We start from the raw sequence: 15,452 nt of genomic DNA, 5'->3' as shown, positions 1-15,452 counted from the left end.
CAGCCCGGCGACGGCTTTCGGCCCGGAGCGGCGTCTCCCTCGGCGCCGGGACAGGGAGCCGAGGGACCTGCGCCGGGACTCCTCCCGCTCGCGCGGGCGCAGCAGCGCCTCGCCTTCGCGCTCCAGGGGCAGCGAAGGGCCCCAGCTGCTCGAGGAGCCGACCCTCGTCCGCCGTCGGGCCTGCCGCCAGCGCATCTCCGGAGGGCCGGCCACCTACGGGTTCGGGAGCGCCGGCGCGACCACGACCAACCGCCCGCACGGGGGTCGCGAGGTCAGGACCGCGCTGTCGACGCCCCAGACCACCGGGCCGCCGGGGCACCGCCGTCGATGGCGAGGGGGGGCGCCCGCTCGTGCGACGTGAGCGAGCGTCGCGAAGAACGCGGCGAGGCTGTGACGAGATCGGCGATGACGCATGGATGCTCCGGAACGCGATGTTGCGGAATAGCTGCCCAAGGGCCGAGAATAGGCGTCGGCGGAGCGTCCGAGCCCGCCCCGGTTGCGTCGAAGCGGCGCCCACGCGGCGGCGCCCATTGAGCGATCCCCGTTTCGACGGCGCGGTTCCCGGCGGTGCCGGAGGCTGGCGCAGGCGCCGGGGTTCTGCCAATCCGGACGTGCCGATAGCCCCGATCCAGGACCCCCATGAACCTCTGGCTGCGTCTCCTCTGGCTCGTCGCGACCGCGTGGCGGCGGCCGCGACTCGCCCTGCCCTTCGGAGTCTCCCGCCTCGGCTTCCGGGTCTGGCCCCACGACCTCGACACGTCGCTGCACATGAACAACGGGCGCTACTGGACCCTGATGGATCTCGGCCGGGCCGATCTCATGCTCGCCTCCGGCCTGTGGCGCTCGGTGCTGCGCCGGCGCTGGACCCCGGTGGTGAGCGCCGGCCAGATCCGGTTCCGCCGCGAGCTCCGGCCGTTCCAGGCCTTCGACCTGGAGACCCGACTGGCGCATTGGGACGAAGCCCGCTTCGTCATCGAGCACCGCTTGGTGATCCGGAAGACCGGCACGGTCGCGGCCATCGCCCTGGTGCAGGCGGGGCTCTACGACCGTCGGCGGCGCAGCTACGTACCGATGCGGAACCTGCTCGCGGCGATCGGCATCGCGGCCGAGGCGCAGCCGATGCCCGCCGAGGTCGAGGCCTTCCTGGCCGCGGAGCAGGCCTTGCGGGGAACGACCGCATCGGCCTGAACGGCCTCCGGAGCTTCGGACGCAGCCGCGGCCCTCCATGGGCGGGCTCGATCCTCCGGATGCGGGCGAGGCGGTGCCCGGCCCCGCGTCAGGAGGTCTGCGGCGGGGCCGGTGGCTGCGCGGCGCTCGCGGGCTCGGCGGAGGGACGCGCGTGGAACCAGGCCCCGCCGAGCTGGGGCGCCCAGGACACCACGCCATTGGTGTTGACCAGATAGGCGAGCTCGGTGCGGTTCTTGGCCTGGAGCTTCTTCATGATGTTGCGCACATGCACCTTCACCGTGTTGGTGCACATGTTGAGTTCGTAGGCGATCACCTTGTTCGGCTTGCCGATCTGCAGGACGCTGAGCACGGCCGCTTCACGCTCGGTCAGCCGGATCGACCCGCGTCCGCGCGCCTCCGCGGCCGGGCGCGTGGGGGGCGTGCAGAGGATGCCGGACGGAACGAAGCAGCCGCCCGCCAGCACCAGCGCGATCGCGCTCTGGGCGACCTTCACGGAACTCGTCATCGGGATGAAGCCGCTCAGGCCGCGCCGCATCGCCTCCGTGACTTGGTGGTATTCCTCGATCTCCGACAGCAGGATGACCGGGACGCCGGGGCTGGCCGTGGCGAGCATGTCCAGCTCGCCCTCCATCTGCGCGATGCTGCGGTGGGTCGCCGCGATGACGATGGCCGAGGCCGGCGGACGCTCCCTGGCCTCCTTCTGCCAGAGCTCGACGGTGCAGAAGCCCAGGACGTGAGGAGCGCCGGCATTCTTCTGGATCTGGGAGATCAGACTTTCTCTGAACAGGATCCGGGGGTCGATGACGACGACAGTCGACTTTTCATCGCTCGCAACGGAAGCGCCCGGTTCGATTGCGGCGAGTGACATAGCGTGGTCTCCCCCTTGCGATCATTCACGTGGGCCCGACTCGCTGGCGATCCCGAGATTCGAAGACAGCCGACACGATAATTTGCTCAGTTACAACGCTGACCAATTGATTACAACCCGTTACTTAAGAAGTAATCCGGACTTCACTTTTGATAACATCTACGTACTTTTTTTGACTGTCGAGGAGCGTCGGGTTGCGGGGCTGCGTTCGATCCACGTTTGAGTTCAGACTTCGGATTACGGATCAAGATCTTGTGAACGACCGGCCAAGAACCGGTTCGGTCACCGGAAGGCAAGTTCCAGACCTCGCTACGCACCCCAGTCGGCACGACCCCGATCGGACAGGTTTCACGCGACGCTCCATCGCGGATCAACCCAGGGGCGGCGGTCACCACCCATGGCTCGCAGGAGGCGCCAGCCCGGAGGGCGCTCCCTCGAGGGCGACATGGATCGGGGCGTTGCCGCGGCCCGCGAAAGGCCGCCTTCCTGGCGCGGTGAAGGGCACGCGATGGACCGTGACGGTGCCGAACGACCGAGTTCGTCTCTCTCCGTGCCGGTGGCTTCGACGGCAGGGTTACCGACGCGCGGGCGTTCCGTTCGCCGGATAGGATGGGCGGAAGCAGGACGGGGCGTTCCGCACGGTTCTGGCATACCAGACCCGCGCCAAACGAAGTGGTCTTGCCGCGGGGACCCGGTAGGAAGAGGGACGCTTTCCTCCCAAGGCGAACACCTCACCCGCCCGGCTCCGGCCGCGGCGGGTTTCTTGATGTTCGGTTCCGTGCCGCCTCAGGATTTCGGGCGCGGCCTGTCGGTCTTGGCGGGCCGCGGCCTGACCCGGGCGTACCGGTCCGCGAGTGGCCGCGGACTCGGGCGCCGCAGGCGCATGTCGCCGAAGTAGTCGTTCCCGTTCGGGCCGAAGGACCCTCCGGCCACCACGTCCGGCGCGTCGGGCAGGCCCATCAAGGTATCGAGGGGACCCGCCGACGCCGCGGCAGCGTAGAGCGAGGCAAAGAGAAGAAGGCCGGCCGCCGGTGAGTAGCGCATCGTCGGACCTTAACCGGTCCTGCTGCACAGATCCTTAAGGCGGATCCGGACTCGTCGGGCCTCGGTGTTCTCGAGAGGGGCGCGATCGGTCCTCGTGACGGCCGCCGCGCCCGGATGGTGTCAGCCTCAGCCAGCCTGGCTGCCCATCATGCCCTGCATCTTGGTGAGCTGTGAGATGTGAAGCCGGATGAGCGGAATGGCTCCGCGGGCTATGGTGCGGAGCTGAGGATCTTCCCCGGTCTCCGCGTAGGAGCCGTGGATCGCGTAGGCCTCCTGGTGTCCCTGCCGCGAGGCGTTGACGAAGGCGGCGTCGTATTGCGGGCCGGGCTGCAGCCCGGACAGCTGCGACAGGATCTGCGCCTTCTGCTCGTCCGAGGTCAGGCCGTCCGGCGGGCGGGCGCCGAGGGCGCCCCTCGCCGCCCGCGACCGCGAGGGGCGCCGCCACGAGGCCGCCGATCAGTCCACCTGGGCCGGGATGCGCGCCGGCCGCCGCGGCTGCATGCCACCGGTATAGGGCGCGAGCTTCCTCAACAGGTTCACCTGCTCGACCAGCTCGGCCCGGGAGAACTTCTTCACGCGCGGATTGCTGGTCTTGTCGAAGGTGTCCCACGCCGCGTTCTCCAGGAACAGGCCACCCTTGGTCGCCATGTAGTGGTAGACGGGCGTCGGGATGGTGCCGGCCGGCGTCGGCTGCGCGACCGCCGTGCGGGTGACGGCGAGGGCCGCGGTGGCCGTCAGCATGCTGACGATGAAATCGCGACGATGCATCGGGGTGCGCCAGGCGAAGGGGGGGCACCCGGGCAGCGGCGCACGGCTTAGGGCACGTCACCGGGAACCGGTTTTTCGGAAGCGATGTTCCCGGACTTGCGTCGCTCTGTGAAGCGCCTGTCCCAAGTCTTGCGGAATGTCAGATCTTGCGGAATGCGAGATCTTGCCAGGAACCAAGTCTTGCGGAACACTGCGGAAGATGCCGGAGAAACCTCTTCGGCTCCTCCGGTTCCTGTCCTGTCCAGGCCCGATGCGGCGGGTGCCCGGCCCTGCGCCTCAGTTCTGTTGCGGTGCCTGCTGGCCGCCGCCCTGCTGCTGATTCTTCTTGTTCGCCTTGCTGTGCCCGACCGCGCAGCCGGCGGCGGCACCCATCTTCCCATGCCCGGCCATGTGCCCGGCGGCGCCGCCGACGATGGCGCCCTTGATGCAGCCCTTGGCTTCGGCCGTGCCCGCGAGGGCCGTGGGGCCGAGAGCGAGGCCGAGACCGAGGCTGACGGTACAGGCGAGACTGGTCTTCATGGATGGATCCTCCGGTTGTCGTCAGCCGCCAACCGGGGGCGGGTGCCGAGGGTTCCGGCCGGGGCGCGGCGCGAAAGGGTGTGGTCAAGGACGGGTTCGCCCATTGCCGGCAACCGTTCGTCCGCCACATGAGGCTCATGGCCAGCGATCTTGAGCATGAACGGCATCGCCGTCCCGAGGAGATATCCCTGCCGACCCTGAACGAGGCCACCCGGCTTCGTCTCGGCCGCCAGCTGCAAGCCCTCTACGAGCCTGTCATCGACGAGCCTCTCGACCCGCGTCTGGCCGAGCTGATGCTCCAGCTCGACGCGGATCGGGACTCGTCGGTCGGTCCTGGCCGTTCGGCCTGAGCGGTCGACGGCCCCGCGCGCCTGACGCCACCATGTCACGCAATGATCCTATGAACGGCAACGAAGCGACGGCGAGCGGCGGAGGCGATGCCATGGCGAAGACGCTGAGGACCTGGACGACGGCCCTGTGCCTGCTCGCGCCCCTTCCCGCCGTCGCGCAGTCGGCCCCGAACCTCACGGCGCTGGGCGGACTCGCACCCGTCAGCATCCTGCGGGGGAGCGAGGCGGGGCGGGCGGCCCTCGGCGCCAACCTGGCCGTCACCGGAGCGATCCAGTCCGGGACCGCCAAGACGCCGCTCCTCCTGCCGCTGGCCGAGCAGCGCCAGCTCGCCCTGCGCGACGCCTTCATCACCGACGGCAATGCGACGGAACTCGCCGACGGCCTCGGCAGCAGGCTCGGCGGCGTGTACCAGGCCAAGGCCCGCTACGCCGTCGACGAGACCTTCACCAACGTGGCGCAGTCCGTCGCCGACCTCCTCGGCTACACCAACAACGTCGCCAAGTCCGACTCGAACGCCGGCAAGTACTTCTTCGCCAACGCCACCACCAACGGCAAGGCGCCGGTCTCGGAGACCGCTGCCAACATCCTGACGGAGCGCGGCGGCACGGTGGACGTGTTCGGCAAGGCCTACGACCGGCCGGCCGGCACGCCGGGGGGCGACCTCTTCGGCAATGCGCGCCCGTTCCAGACCCTGCCGAGCCTGTTCGCCTATCGGGGCACCGATTACTTCGGCCGGCCGTCCCACAGCCTGGACTGGCTGCGGGGCCCAGGGCAGAACCTGACCGACAGTCCCTCCTATCCGAGCGGCCACACCACCTACGGCTACACCGAGTCCGTGGTGCTCGCGGTCCTGGTGCCGGAGCGCTACCAGCAGATGATCGCGCGCGCGGCCGAGTACGGCACCAATCGCATCATTCTCGGGGCGCACTACGCCATGGACGTGCTGGGCGGACGGGCTGTCGCCCTGCACGCGGTCGCCCATCTCCTCGCCAACGACCCGGCCTATGTCGGTCAGATCCGCCGCAACCCGGCCGTGGTCAACGAGATGAGCCGCTCGACCAACACGGCCGTGGCCGTCACCGATTACCGTGCGGCCCTCGAGGCTGCCCGCACCGACCTGACCACCGTCCTGAAGGCGGAATGCGGCGACACCGTCGCCGCCTGCGCGGGGGCCGATACCGGCCGCTTCCGCGATGCCGCCGCCAACGCGGCCCTCTACGAGGCGACCCAGACCTACGGCCTGCCCGTGGTGCATCCCGAGCGGGTGGGGGCAGTCGAGGATGTCGGCCGGGTCGCCCCGGAGGCCGGGCACCTGCTCACCGCCGCCTTCCCGGCGCTCAGCCTCGCGGAGGCCAACGCGATCCTGACCGAGACGCAGGGTCCGGGCGGCGGATTCCTGGACGACGGATCGGCCTTCGGCATCTATGCCCGCCTGAATCTCTACGCGGCTGCCGGAAAGGCCGCCGCCCTGTCCGCCACAAAGCCGGCCCCGTCTCCGACCGCCCGCTGAGACGAGCGGTCGGATCCCGCCGGGAGGCAGGCCCCGTACCTCACGGACCAGCCGCCGCGACGAGCCAGGCGCAGAACGCCCGCACGGAGGGATCGTCGGCGCGCGTCTCCGGCACGTAGGTGAAGTAGCTCCGCGCCGGCAGGGACGGCCCGGCGAAGGGGCAGGTCAGCCGACCGGCGGCGATGTCGTCGGCGATCAGCCGCTCCGGCCCCATCGCCACGCCGAGACCGTCCAGGGCGGCCTGGAGCGTGAGGTAGAAATGCTCCAGCGTCACCGAGGCCCGCGGCTCCAGGCCGGGGACGCCGGCGGCCTCGAGCCATTGCGGCCAGACCTGGGGCAGCGTCGCCGCGTGCAGCAGCGTGTGGTCCCGAAGCTGCCCCGCCTCCGTCAGGGGGAGCCGCCGCAGAAGGGCGGGACTACAGACGGGCAGCCGGCGCTCCGACAGGAAGGGCCGCCCGATATGGGCGGGCCGCAGGTCGGGACCGCCCCGGATGGCGACGTCGAAGGGCTCGGCCAGGTTCGCCAGGGGCACGTTCGACGTGGTCAGCCGCACTTCCACGGCAGGGTTGGCGCGCTGGAAGGCGGAGAGCCGAGGGATCAGCCAACGCAGGGTGAAGGTCGCCAGGGCGTTCACGTGCAGCAGGCGCGGCCGTCCGCGCTCCACCTGGCGCGTCGTCGCGAGGGCGATTCGGTCGAGGGCGGCGCCGATCTCGGCGAGGTAGCTTGCCCCCGCCTCCGTCAGGACCACGCGCCGGTTGTGGCGCTCGAACAGTGGCTGGCCGAGCCAGGCCTCCAGCGCCTGGACGTGACGGCTCACGGCCCCGTGGGTGACGCGCAACTCCTCGGCGGCCCGGGTGAAGCTGGCATGGCGCCCGGCGGCCTCGAAGGCCTTCAGCGCGTTCAGGGGCGGCAGGCGGCGCAGCACGGATCAGGTTTCCTCACGCGAGCGTCAGCATAAGGCGTTTGTCAGCCGCGGACGAGCGGGCGATCCTGCGTCGGCAAAACAGGGTCGTTCGCGCATGCCGCCCACACAGGTTCCGACCGCGTCCTCAGGAGTCTCCGCCGTCGATGCCCTGCCCCGCCCGGAGGCGCGGCGGACCCTGGCCGCCGTCGGCCTCAACCACGCCCTGCACGACGGCTACACGGATCTGATCTACGTGCTCCTGCCGGTCTGGCAGGCGGAGTTCGCCCTCGGCTACGCCGCCCTTGCCCTGCTGCGCAGCCTCTACAACGGCGCGCTCGCCGCCCTGCAGATGCCGGCGGCAAGGCTGGCCGAGCGCTTCGGTGCCCGGACGGTGCTCATCCTGGGGACCCTGCTCAGCGCAGGTGGCTACGCGCTGGCCGGCTTCTCCGGAAGCCTGGCCGGCCTCTGCATCGCCCTCACCCTCGGCGGCATCGGCAGCAGCACCCAGCATCCCCTGGCCTCCGCGGTGATCGCCCGCGCCTATGGCGGCTCGGCGCGCGGACCGCTCGGCACCTACAACTTCACGGGCGACCTCGGAAAGGCCAGCGTGCCGCCCCTCGTCGGGCTCCTGCTGACGCTGACGGACTGGCGCACGGCGCTCTGGCTGATCGCCGTCCTCGGCGTCGTGGTGGCCATCGGACTCCGGCGCATGCTGCCGCGTGATCCCGCGTCACGGGACGAGGTGCCGGATCGGCCGCGGTGCGCCGCCGGTCCCGATAGTACCGGAAGCGCTGGCTTCGGCCTGCTCGTGGCCATCGGCCTTCTCGACAACGCCGCACGCCCGGCCTTCCTGCTCTACCTGCCCTTCCTGCTTCAGGAAAAGGGCGCCGGCCTGACCACGGTGGGCTTCGCCCTCTCGGCCGTCTTCATCGGAGGCGCGCTCGGCAAGGCCGTCTGCGGGCGGTTCGGCGAGCGCTTCGGCGTGACGCGGACCGTGATCCTGACCGAGACCGGCACGGCGCTGGCGATCCTCGCCGTGATCGTGCTCCCGCTGGTGCCCGTCCTGGTGCTCCTGCCGGTGGTCGGCCTCATGTTGAACGGAACCTCCTCCGTGCTCTACGGGACGGTGCCGGAACTCGCGCCGGGCGGTCGGGTCGCGAAGGCCTTCGCGGTCTTCTACACCTGGACCCTGGGCGGGAGCGCCCTCGCGGCCCCCCTGCTCTACGGCCACCTGGGCGACGCCGCCGGCCCCCGCACCGCGATGCTGGCCGCCGGCGCCACGGCCCTCGCCGTCGTGCCGCTCATGCTCGTCCTGTCGCCCCATCTCGGCGCCGACGCGAAGCGGCGCTGAGCAGAACCTGTCCAGCCGTGCATTGCATCGACGAATCCAGCCCTCCCCGTCACGGACCGGGCGGGCTTCGTGCTGGCGAGGGAGGGGTTTGAACGTTCGACAGCCGTCGAAGATCGCGATCGCGATGAGATCGGCGGTATAAGGAACCCCGCCGTGAGGTGAATTCACGGTCCCAACACAATCCTGGGTCCACAAGAACCGGGAGCAGGCGCGCGGTCGCGGCATCGCAGGCCGAGCGCCGGGCGATCCGGCCGACATCTCGTGTGTGCAAATTTGGTGTCGCGTTTGATCGGATATCGGCGCTTTCATGAGTTTTTCGTAAAAAATTCATGTGCAGGAGAATAAAAATGCAAGCAAAGCACGTTCGATCTCTGAATTCAGGCCCCATCGAGTTCGAGAGCGAACTCGGATCGATCTCGCGGCTCTACGCAGACAACATGCCTATCCTTCGGCGACTGTCCATCAAGCGCCTGATCCTTGCCGCCGGCGCCGTTCGCGAACCGCATTGGCACGCCAATGCGACCGAACTCAGCTACTGCGTGTCCGGGCAGACCTTGGTGAGCGTGCTCGACAACGGAAGTGTGTTCTCGTCGTTCACGGTCTCGGCCGGCCAGATGTTTCATATCCCGTCCGGATCGGTGCACCACATCGAGAACATCGGCGCGGATCGGGCGGAATTCATCGTCGCCTTCCGGCACGAGAAGCCGGAGGATTTCTCGATGCATGCGGCTTTCGGCGCGATGACCGACGCGGTGCTCGGCAATACCTACGATCTGCCGGGCGCGTCCTTCGCGCCGATCGCCCGTTCCACCAGGGGCGCCTTCATCGTCGGCCGCCAGGGCCCGGCCGCGGTCCCGGCGGCGGCCGCGTTCAACAACCCGCATAAGTTCGATGTCGAAGCGCAGCATCCGCTGCTCGCCTCGCAGGCCGGGTCGGCACGATTCGCCCGTGACCAGTTCTGGCCGGCCCTCAAGGACATCTCGATGTATTCCTTGCGGATCACCCACGAGGGCATGCGCGAGCCGCACTGGCATCCGGAGACCGCCGAGATGGGCTATGTCCATCGCGGCCGCGCCCGCATGACCGTGCTCGATCCGGACGGCACGACCGACACCTATGACCTGAAGGCCGGTGACGTCTACTTCATCCCGCGCGCCTATCCCCACCACATCGAACAGCTCGGGGACGAGGAGATTCACTTCCTGATCTTCTTCGATCAACCGACCCCCGGCGACATCGGCTATCGCGCGACGGCCTCCGCCTTCTCGCGCGGCGTCCTGGCTGCGACGCTCGGCACCACAGAGGATGTCCTGCCGACGCTGCCGTTCACGCCGGCCGACCCGCTCGTCGTGACGCGGATCAACGCCCGCGATCCCTGACCGCCCACGACCGGCCGGTTCCCGATCGATCGGGTGCGGGCGGCCGTCCCGTCACGATCCCGAACGGGGCGATCCGGCCAGGTCGGATCGCCGACGGAGGGCCATCCGCATGGATCGACCGAAGCCCGAAGCCAACGGCGGCGCTTCGAAAACCACACCGCTCCCCTGGCGTCCGGAGTTCTCGCCCGGCCATCGCCGGGACGCTCGCTCCGGGGTCGAGGGTGCCCGGCATCATCGACCCGTTCGCGGTCGTGGCGACGTCCACCGTCCCATCCTTACGGCGCGTTCGCGCCGGGACGCCTCTCCTCTCCCCCGAGAGGCGTTGCGATCGACCTCCGCCGACCGGTCGATTCGATCGATCACGTCGAGATCGAGTCGTTGAACGGTCGGCCACGGGAGCGGTGCCTGAACGCCCCGTGGTTCCTGTCGTCGGCTGGAACGCGAGTGCGCAGTGAGGACCGGAACCGACACGACGACGATCGACCTCATACGGCCATGGGCGGCTCGGCGCTCCGCGCCTTCGCCAGTCGAGCTCCCACGGGGCATGAACCCGCATGCTCGTGAGCCGCACACCGGGTCGATTTCCAATCTAGAACTCGACCCTCAGGTCGGCCCGAGGTCACGAAGGGTGTCGATCCATAGCTCAAGCGTGCAACCAGCGTTCGCTTCGATCGGGGAATAGGATCGAGTTCGCTCGGAGAATTTCTGTCGTCGGGCATAGATCAGATCTGGCCGCCACCAGAAACAGGATCGAGAGAATATTTTCTATCAAAAGGACATACAATACATTATCCGAGAAGGTATACTGTAAATTCGTGATTTTTTATCAAATGGAGCGCATTCCTTCTTCCCTGTCCGCCGCGTCCCGGAGAGTCGCGCCATGCAGGGATCCGAACCCAGCGGTCCCGTGATCCGGGCCTGTGTCACGGCCCTGGCCGTCGGTCTCGTCGCGTTGCTCTGGGGCTGTGCGGCGGCCGGGCCAGGGCTCGGCCGTCCGCTGCTGCTGGCGCTTCCGGCCCCGTTTCCGCCGGTGCGGCTCCTGACGCCCCTGGTCGGACTTCACCTAGTCGGCCTGTGCTTCGGCCTCGGCGGCGCGACGATGCTGGACTTCTGGATCCTGCGCTGGATGCGCGAGGGCGCGATGCCGGCCGAGATGGAGCGCAGCTTCCACTTCATCAGCAAGGTCGTGACCATGGGCATCGCCCTGCTGGGGATCTCGGGGCTCGGCTTCCACGGCCTCTACGCCATCGAAGCGCCGGAGAAGCTCGCCAACCCCAAGATCTGGGCGAACGGGGTGGTGGTCGCGGTGCTCACGGTCAACGGACTGTTGATCCACGCTCTGGTGCTGCCGAGCGTCCTGCGGGACGTGCGCCGCCCGATGCTCGACGGCGTCTCGCGTCTGGCGGCGGGGATATTCCTGGTCTCGGGCGCGGTCTCCGGCGTGTCCTGGTACTTCGCCTTCGACCTGGGGCTCCTGCGGGAATTCAACGGCCGGGTCTCGATCGGCCTGCTCCTCGCCCTCTGGGGCCTGGGCATCGTCCTCGCCACGCTGGGCGCCTTCGCGCTGCGGGAATCCCTCATACGGATGGCCGTCCGGCGGCGGGCGCGCCGGCACCGCCTTGCGCGGGGGCGCACCGGACGGGTCTGGGGCAAGCTGTCGGGCAGCGACCGCATCGCCGGCGCGGGGGTGCCGCTCCTCCAGGATCACCGCGGCCCGGAACGACTGGTCTGGGACGGCGACCGGCCGTACACCCGGTTCGCGCGCGGCGCGACCTACGGACGGGGCGCGGCGCCGCTCGACGCCGGGATGCCCGACCCGGCCGAGCGCCGCATCGTACTGGCGGACACGCCGCGCGCCCGCTTCCGCCTGCCCCGGATGCCGGCGTGAGGGCCGCGTCCCGATCCCAAATCCCCTCAGGGGGCGGGCGGCGCGACCACGGCATCGTGCTGTCCGCTGGCCGCAAGCGCCCCGGCCACGAAGCCCGAAGACTTCATTTCCTCGATGAATTCGCGCATGGCGGCGGCCGAGGCCGGACGGTCCTTCGGGGTGGCGACCGCCTGCTCGATCGCCATGAAACGGCCCGGCAGGATGCGCAGGCCCGGATGGGCCTGGACATAGCTTTCGAGGGGTTGGCGCACGGAGGCCAACACCTCCGGCTTCTCGTCCAGGAACAGCGTCAGGGCGGCGGCGGAGGTCGGCGCAGAGACTCGCTCGGCCGCCTTGAGGTGGCGCCCGAGATAGAGGTCGTAGGCGGTGTTGCGCCCGACCGCGATGCGGATGCCGGGGCGGTCGACCTCAGCGTTTGCGGTGAGGAGCGAATCCGCGCGGACGAGATAGGCCCCCTCGATGATGACGTAGGCCGGGCTGAACGCGATGGTCTGGGCCCGCTCGGGGTCGATCGCCAGGAAGGCGACGTCCCAGCTGTGCGCGCCGCCCAGGGCCGCCACCACGGCCCCGGCCGTGTCGAAGGTCTCGAATGCCACCGGCACGCCGAGGCGGCGGCCGAGTTCGCGCGCGAGCTCCGCCGAGACGCCCGCCGGCTCGCCGTCGGCGCCCCTCTGGGCGAGCACGGGATTTCCGTAGTTGATCGCGGCACGCAAAATCCCCGTGGGAGCGATCTCGGCGCGAAGCGCGGGTGTGGGCGCGGCGGATGGGTCGAGGGCCATGGCAATCTCTCCGGGAAGCGGCAGGAGCAGGGCGAGCACCAGCAGCATGGCCCCTGCCCCGAGGTGCCGAGCGCGAGCCGGTCCGCGAAGACAAGCCGGCAGAACCTGAGCGCGGAATCCTTGCTGACGATTCTGCATGTCCGGACGTGCTCCACCCCTGCGATCGGGAGAAGCCATCCATGACACCCATCCACACCCCGGCAGACGAGGCCGCCGTCGAGGCGGCCATCATGCGCGAGGTCGGACTGCGGCTCGTGCCGTTCCTGATCCTCTGCTACTTCATCGCCCATATCGACCGGGTCAATGCCGGCTTCGCCGCTCTGACGATGAATAAGGATGTCGGCCTGAACCAGGCTCCCTGCCTATGCGGGCACCCATCTTCGCCGGCGCGATGCTGATCGGCCTGACGGGCCTCGCGGCGGCCGCCGAGAATTCGGGCGGGGTCGGGAGCGGACGAAGCATCGGCGAAGGCGTTCCGGGCCGGTGCGCCGGATAGGCCGGCCGCCGGAACGCCGCGCTGAGCGGCCTCCGGCGGCGCACGGCCCGACCCTACTGGCTGCGGCGTCCGAACGAGACGGCGTAGGCCTGCACGCGCGCGTCGATCAGTGGGTCATCGGAGACTTCGACGCCGTCCGTCAGCGCGTTCGGCATGAAGAGCAGCGCCTTCTCGGCTTCGGCGCTGCCGGGCACGACCTTGGAGACGGTCAGCACGCCGAGGTCCACGATTCTGCGGTCGTCGGGCCAGGGCTTGGTGGCGTCGTTGGTCGGGTCGCCGGGCGCGGCGAGTTGCGCCTGGACGGTGAAGCGGGCCGGCGCCTTCGCGATGCGCGGACCGATATCCGCCATCAGGTAGTCGGGCGCGCGCTTGGCGGCCTCCTCGTCCGAGAGGATCTCCTCGCCCTGGACCGGGACGACGCGAAACCGGAACGGCTGGCGCTTGCCGTCCCTGTCGACGAAGACGAAGGCATTGACCCCGTTATAGGTCTGGCGCGCCAAGCTCGACGGCGTCCGGGCCGTGGCGCCGGCCGTGGCGGCCGCGGGATGGGTGGAAACGAAGCGTTCGAGGGCCGTCGGCTTCTTCGCATCCGGCCCGCTCTCGGAAACCGCCTGGAGCAGGTCGCGGAACTCCTCGCCGGTCGCGACCGGGAAGTACTTGAGAGCATTCAGGACGACGTCCATCTCCGAGCCGTCGACCAGCTTGAACTTCAGCGACATCCCGTGGGGATTGGCATTCTCCGAACCGTCGGGGATCGTCGGCACGCCGGTCGCGTCCGAGAACCGGATCGTCACCGGAACGACGGGTCCCTGGAAGAGCGAGGCTTTGCTGATCCGCGCGGCCTCGGGCGAGGGGGTGAAGCTGCCGTCCGCGACGACGCCCTTGGCGTGATTGGCGCGCGCCCCGGGATGCGTTCCGAACAACTTGTTCATGACGTTGATGGTCTGCTCGGCGGTCGTGGCCTCCTCGCCCAGGGTCGGGGTGGCGACCGCGAAAGCAAAGGCGACACCGAGGGCGAACGCGTACTGGATGCTCGATGAACGCATGACGGTCCTCAAGGCAGCGTCGACGCTGGATGCGCCGACCGGCTGGTTTCGGAATCGTTCTTAGGCGTGAACCACGGCAGGACACAACGCGGAGTTTGCCCGTCAAAGCTTGCGGAACGTCTCGATCGGGGCCGTGATCGAACCACGGTGTCACCGGGTCGCGAGGGGCCGGCCGGATCTCGACAGGCGCGGGCTCCACTGCCACCATCATCGCCTGGGTCGGCACGAGATGGCCGGCAGCCATCCCGATCTCCCTGCAATGCCGGTGTGTCACGGCCGGCGAGACGGACAGGTACAGCATGACCACATCGGTAGCCCGCGCCGTCATCGTCCAGCCCGGGGGCGGCTTCGATGCCGTCGGTTTCGGGGAACGTCCCGTCCCGGCGCCGGGCCCCGGTGAGATCACCGTCCGCCTGCGGGCGAGCTCGCTCAACTATCACGACTACGCCGTGGTGAGCGGGATGTGGGGGCCGAGCGAGCCGCGCGTGCCGATGTCGGACGGGGCCGGCGAGGTCGAGGCGTTGGGACCTGGAGTCGACACGTTCGCGATCGGCGACCGCGTGGTCAGCACCTTCTTTCCGAGCTGGACCGAGGGAAGCCCGCAGGTAGAGGGCTTCGCGACCGTCCCGGGCGACGGTATCGACGGCTATGCCCGCGAGCGGGTCACCACTTCCGCGATGGCCTTCACGCATGCGCCCCGAGGCTGGGACCACGCCGAGGCGGCGACGCTGACGACGGCGGCCTTGACCGCCTGGCGAGCCCTGCACGCGGATGCGGGCTTGAAGAGCGGCGATGTCGTCCTCGTGCAGGGAACCGGCGGCGTTTCCCTGTTCGCGCTGCAGTTCGCCAAGGCGGCAGGCGCCACCGTGGTCGCCACCTCCTCGAGCGAGGAGAAGCTCGAGCGTCTGCGCGCCCTGGGGGCCGACCACGTCCTGAGTTATCGAAAGGATCCGACCTGGGGCGAGACGGCCAGGCGGCTCATCGACGGACGCGGGGTCGACCACGTCCTCGACGTCGGAGGTCCGGCGACCCTGGAACAGTCGATGGCCGCCGTACGGGTGGGCGGCCACATCTCGGTGATCGGCATCCTCTCGGGTGTCGCCGGACCGCTGCCGCTGGTACCCGCGCTGCTCCGGCAGATCCGCCTCCAAGGTGTGCTCGTCGGCAGCCGAAGTCAGCAGATCGAGATGGTCCGCGGCATCGAGGCCTGCGGGCTGCGCCCGATCGTCGACAGCCGCTACCCCCTCGCAGACCTCGTCGCGGCGTTCCGGCACCAGGAGAGCAACCGGCACTTCGGCAAGATCTGTATCGAGATCTGAACCACCCCGTCAGCCGATTCGCAGAAGCTCCGTAAGACTGCG

The 15,452-nt window shown here is 69.5% G+C and carries 14 protein-coding genes and 1 pseudogene; 8 read left to right on the top strand and 7 right to left on the bottom strand.

Going from position 1 to position 15,452, the window contains the following annotated elements:
* The first annotated feature begins 639 nt into the window (after positions 1-639).
* Complete coding sequence (locus tag AC0IWM_RS18735; RefSeq protein WP_471757413.1) at positions 640-1,188, top strand: acyl-CoA thioesterase; 549 nt, start codon at positions 640-642, stop codon at positions 1,186-1,188.
* An 88-nt stretch (positions 1,189-1,276) separates the two neighbouring features.
* On the opposite strand, the gene AC0IWM_RS18730 is transcribed toward AC0IWM_RS18735, so the two are convergent.
* From AC0IWM_RS18730 to AC0IWM_RS18715, 4 genes and pseudogenes are all read right to left on the bottom strand, one after another.
* Entirely contained in the window at positions 1,277-2,056 is a 780-nt protein-coding gene (locus AC0IWM_RS18730) for a response regulator transcription factor (protein WP_471757411.1), read from the bottom strand.
* Positions 2,057-2,842: 786 nt separating this feature from the next.
* A complete protein-coding gene (locus tag AC0IWM_RS18725; RefSeq protein ID WP_471757409.1) occupies positions 2,843-3,100 on the bottom strand; it encodes a hypothetical protein in 258 nt (85 codons plus the stop codon).
* A gap of 126 nt (positions 3,101-3,226) precedes the next feature.
* Positions 3,227-3,868 (bottom strand): annotated as a pseudogene (locus AC0IWM_RS18720) (DUF4142 domain-containing protein).
* A 276-nt stretch (positions 3,869-4,144) separates the two neighbouring features.
* Positions 4,145-4,387, bottom strand: a complete 243-nt coding sequence (locus tag AC0IWM_RS18715; RefSeq protein ID WP_471757407.1) for a hypothetical protein — start codon at positions 4,385-4,387, stop codon at positions 4,145-4,147.
* A gap of 2 nt (positions 4,388-4,389) precedes the next feature.
* Here AC0IWM_RS18715 and AC0IWM_RS18710 point away from each other — a divergent pair, with 2 nt between their 5' ends.
* Both AC0IWM_RS18710 and AC0IWM_RS18705 read left to right on the top strand, forming a co-directional pair.
* Positions 4,390-4,737 carry a hypothetical protein gene (locus AC0IWM_RS18710; protein ID WP_471757405.1) on the top strand — a complete coding sequence of 116 codons (348 nt, stop codon included), beginning with the start codon at positions 4,390-4,392 and terminating at the stop codon, positions 4,735-4,737.
* Positions 4,738-4,829: 92 nt separating this feature from the next.
* Positions 4,830-6,248 carry a phosphatase PAP2 family protein gene (locus AC0IWM_RS18705; protein WP_471757403.1) on the top strand — a complete coding sequence of 473 codons (1,419 nt, stop codon included), beginning with the start codon at positions 4,830-4,832 and terminating at the stop codon, positions 6,246-6,248.
* 40 nt (positions 6,249-6,288) lie between these two features.
* Here AC0IWM_RS18705 and gcvA read toward each other — a convergent pair whose 3' ends face one another.
* Positions 6,289-7,173, bottom strand: a complete 885-nt coding sequence (gcvA, locus tag AC0IWM_RS18700) for a transcriptional regulator GcvA (protein ID WP_471757401.1) — start codon at positions 7,171-7,173, stop codon at positions 6,289-6,291.
* A gap of 94 nt (positions 7,174-7,267) precedes the next feature.
* On the opposite strand from gcvA, the gene AC0IWM_RS18695 reads away from it, so the two are divergent.
* From AC0IWM_RS18695 to AC0IWM_RS18685, 3 genes are all read left to right on the top strand, one after another.
* Entirely contained in the window at positions 7,268-8,503 is a 1,236-nt protein-coding gene (locus AC0IWM_RS18695) for an MFS transporter (RefSeq protein WP_471757399.1), read from the top strand.
* Between the two features lie 347 nt (positions 8,504-8,850).
* Positions 8,851-9,882: a cupin domain-containing protein gene (locus AC0IWM_RS18690; protein ID WP_471757397.1), complete on the top strand. Its 1,032-nt coding sequence runs from the start codon at positions 8,851-8,853 to the stop codon at positions 9,880-9,882.
* An 880-nt stretch (positions 9,883-10,762) separates the two neighbouring features.
* Positions 10,763-11,770: a hypothetical protein gene (locus AC0IWM_RS18685; RefSeq protein WP_471757395.1), complete on the top strand. Its 1,008-nt coding sequence runs from the start codon at positions 10,763-10,765 to the stop codon at positions 11,768-11,770.
* 26 nt (positions 11,771-11,796) lie between these two features.
* Here the strand turns inward: AC0IWM_RS18685 and AC0IWM_RS18680 are convergent, their stop codons facing one another.
* Positions 11,797-12,597, bottom strand: a complete 801-nt coding sequence (locus tag AC0IWM_RS18680; RefSeq protein ID WP_471757393.1) for a transporter substrate-binding domain-containing protein — start codon at positions 12,595-12,597, stop codon at positions 11,797-11,799.
* A gap of 131 nt (positions 12,598-12,728) precedes the next feature.
* Between AC0IWM_RS18680 and AC0IWM_RS18675 the strand changes: the two genes are divergently transcribed.
* Positions 12,729-12,947 carry a hypothetical protein gene (locus AC0IWM_RS18675; RefSeq protein WP_471757391.1) on the top strand — a complete coding sequence of 73 codons (219 nt, stop codon included), beginning with the start codon at positions 12,729-12,731 and terminating at the stop codon, positions 12,945-12,947.
* A gap of 151 nt (positions 12,948-13,098) precedes the next feature.
* Here the strand turns inward: AC0IWM_RS18675 and AC0IWM_RS18670 are convergent, their stop codons facing one another.
* The gene (locus tag AC0IWM_RS18670; RefSeq protein WP_471757389.1) at positions 13,099-14,091 is read right to left on the bottom strand and encodes a catalase family peroxidase; all 993 of its coding nucleotides are present in this window, start codon (positions 14,089-14,091) and stop codon (positions 13,099-13,101) included.
* Positions 14,092-14,390: 299 nt separating this feature from the next.
* Between AC0IWM_RS18670 and AC0IWM_RS18665 the strand changes: the two genes are divergently transcribed.
* Positions 14,391-15,410 carry a zinc-dependent alcohol dehydrogenase family protein gene (locus tag AC0IWM_RS18665; protein WP_471757387.1) on the top strand — a complete coding sequence of 340 codons (1,020 nt, stop codon included), beginning with the start codon at positions 14,391-14,393 and terminating at the stop codon, positions 15,408-15,410.
* Positions 15,411-15,452 lie beyond the last annotated feature (42 nt).

This window comes from Methylobacterium sp. AC433, from assembly GCF_979253015.1.
The sequence above is the reverse complement of the archived record's forward strand: the minus strand, read 5'-3'. Positions and strand labels throughout refer to the sequence as shown.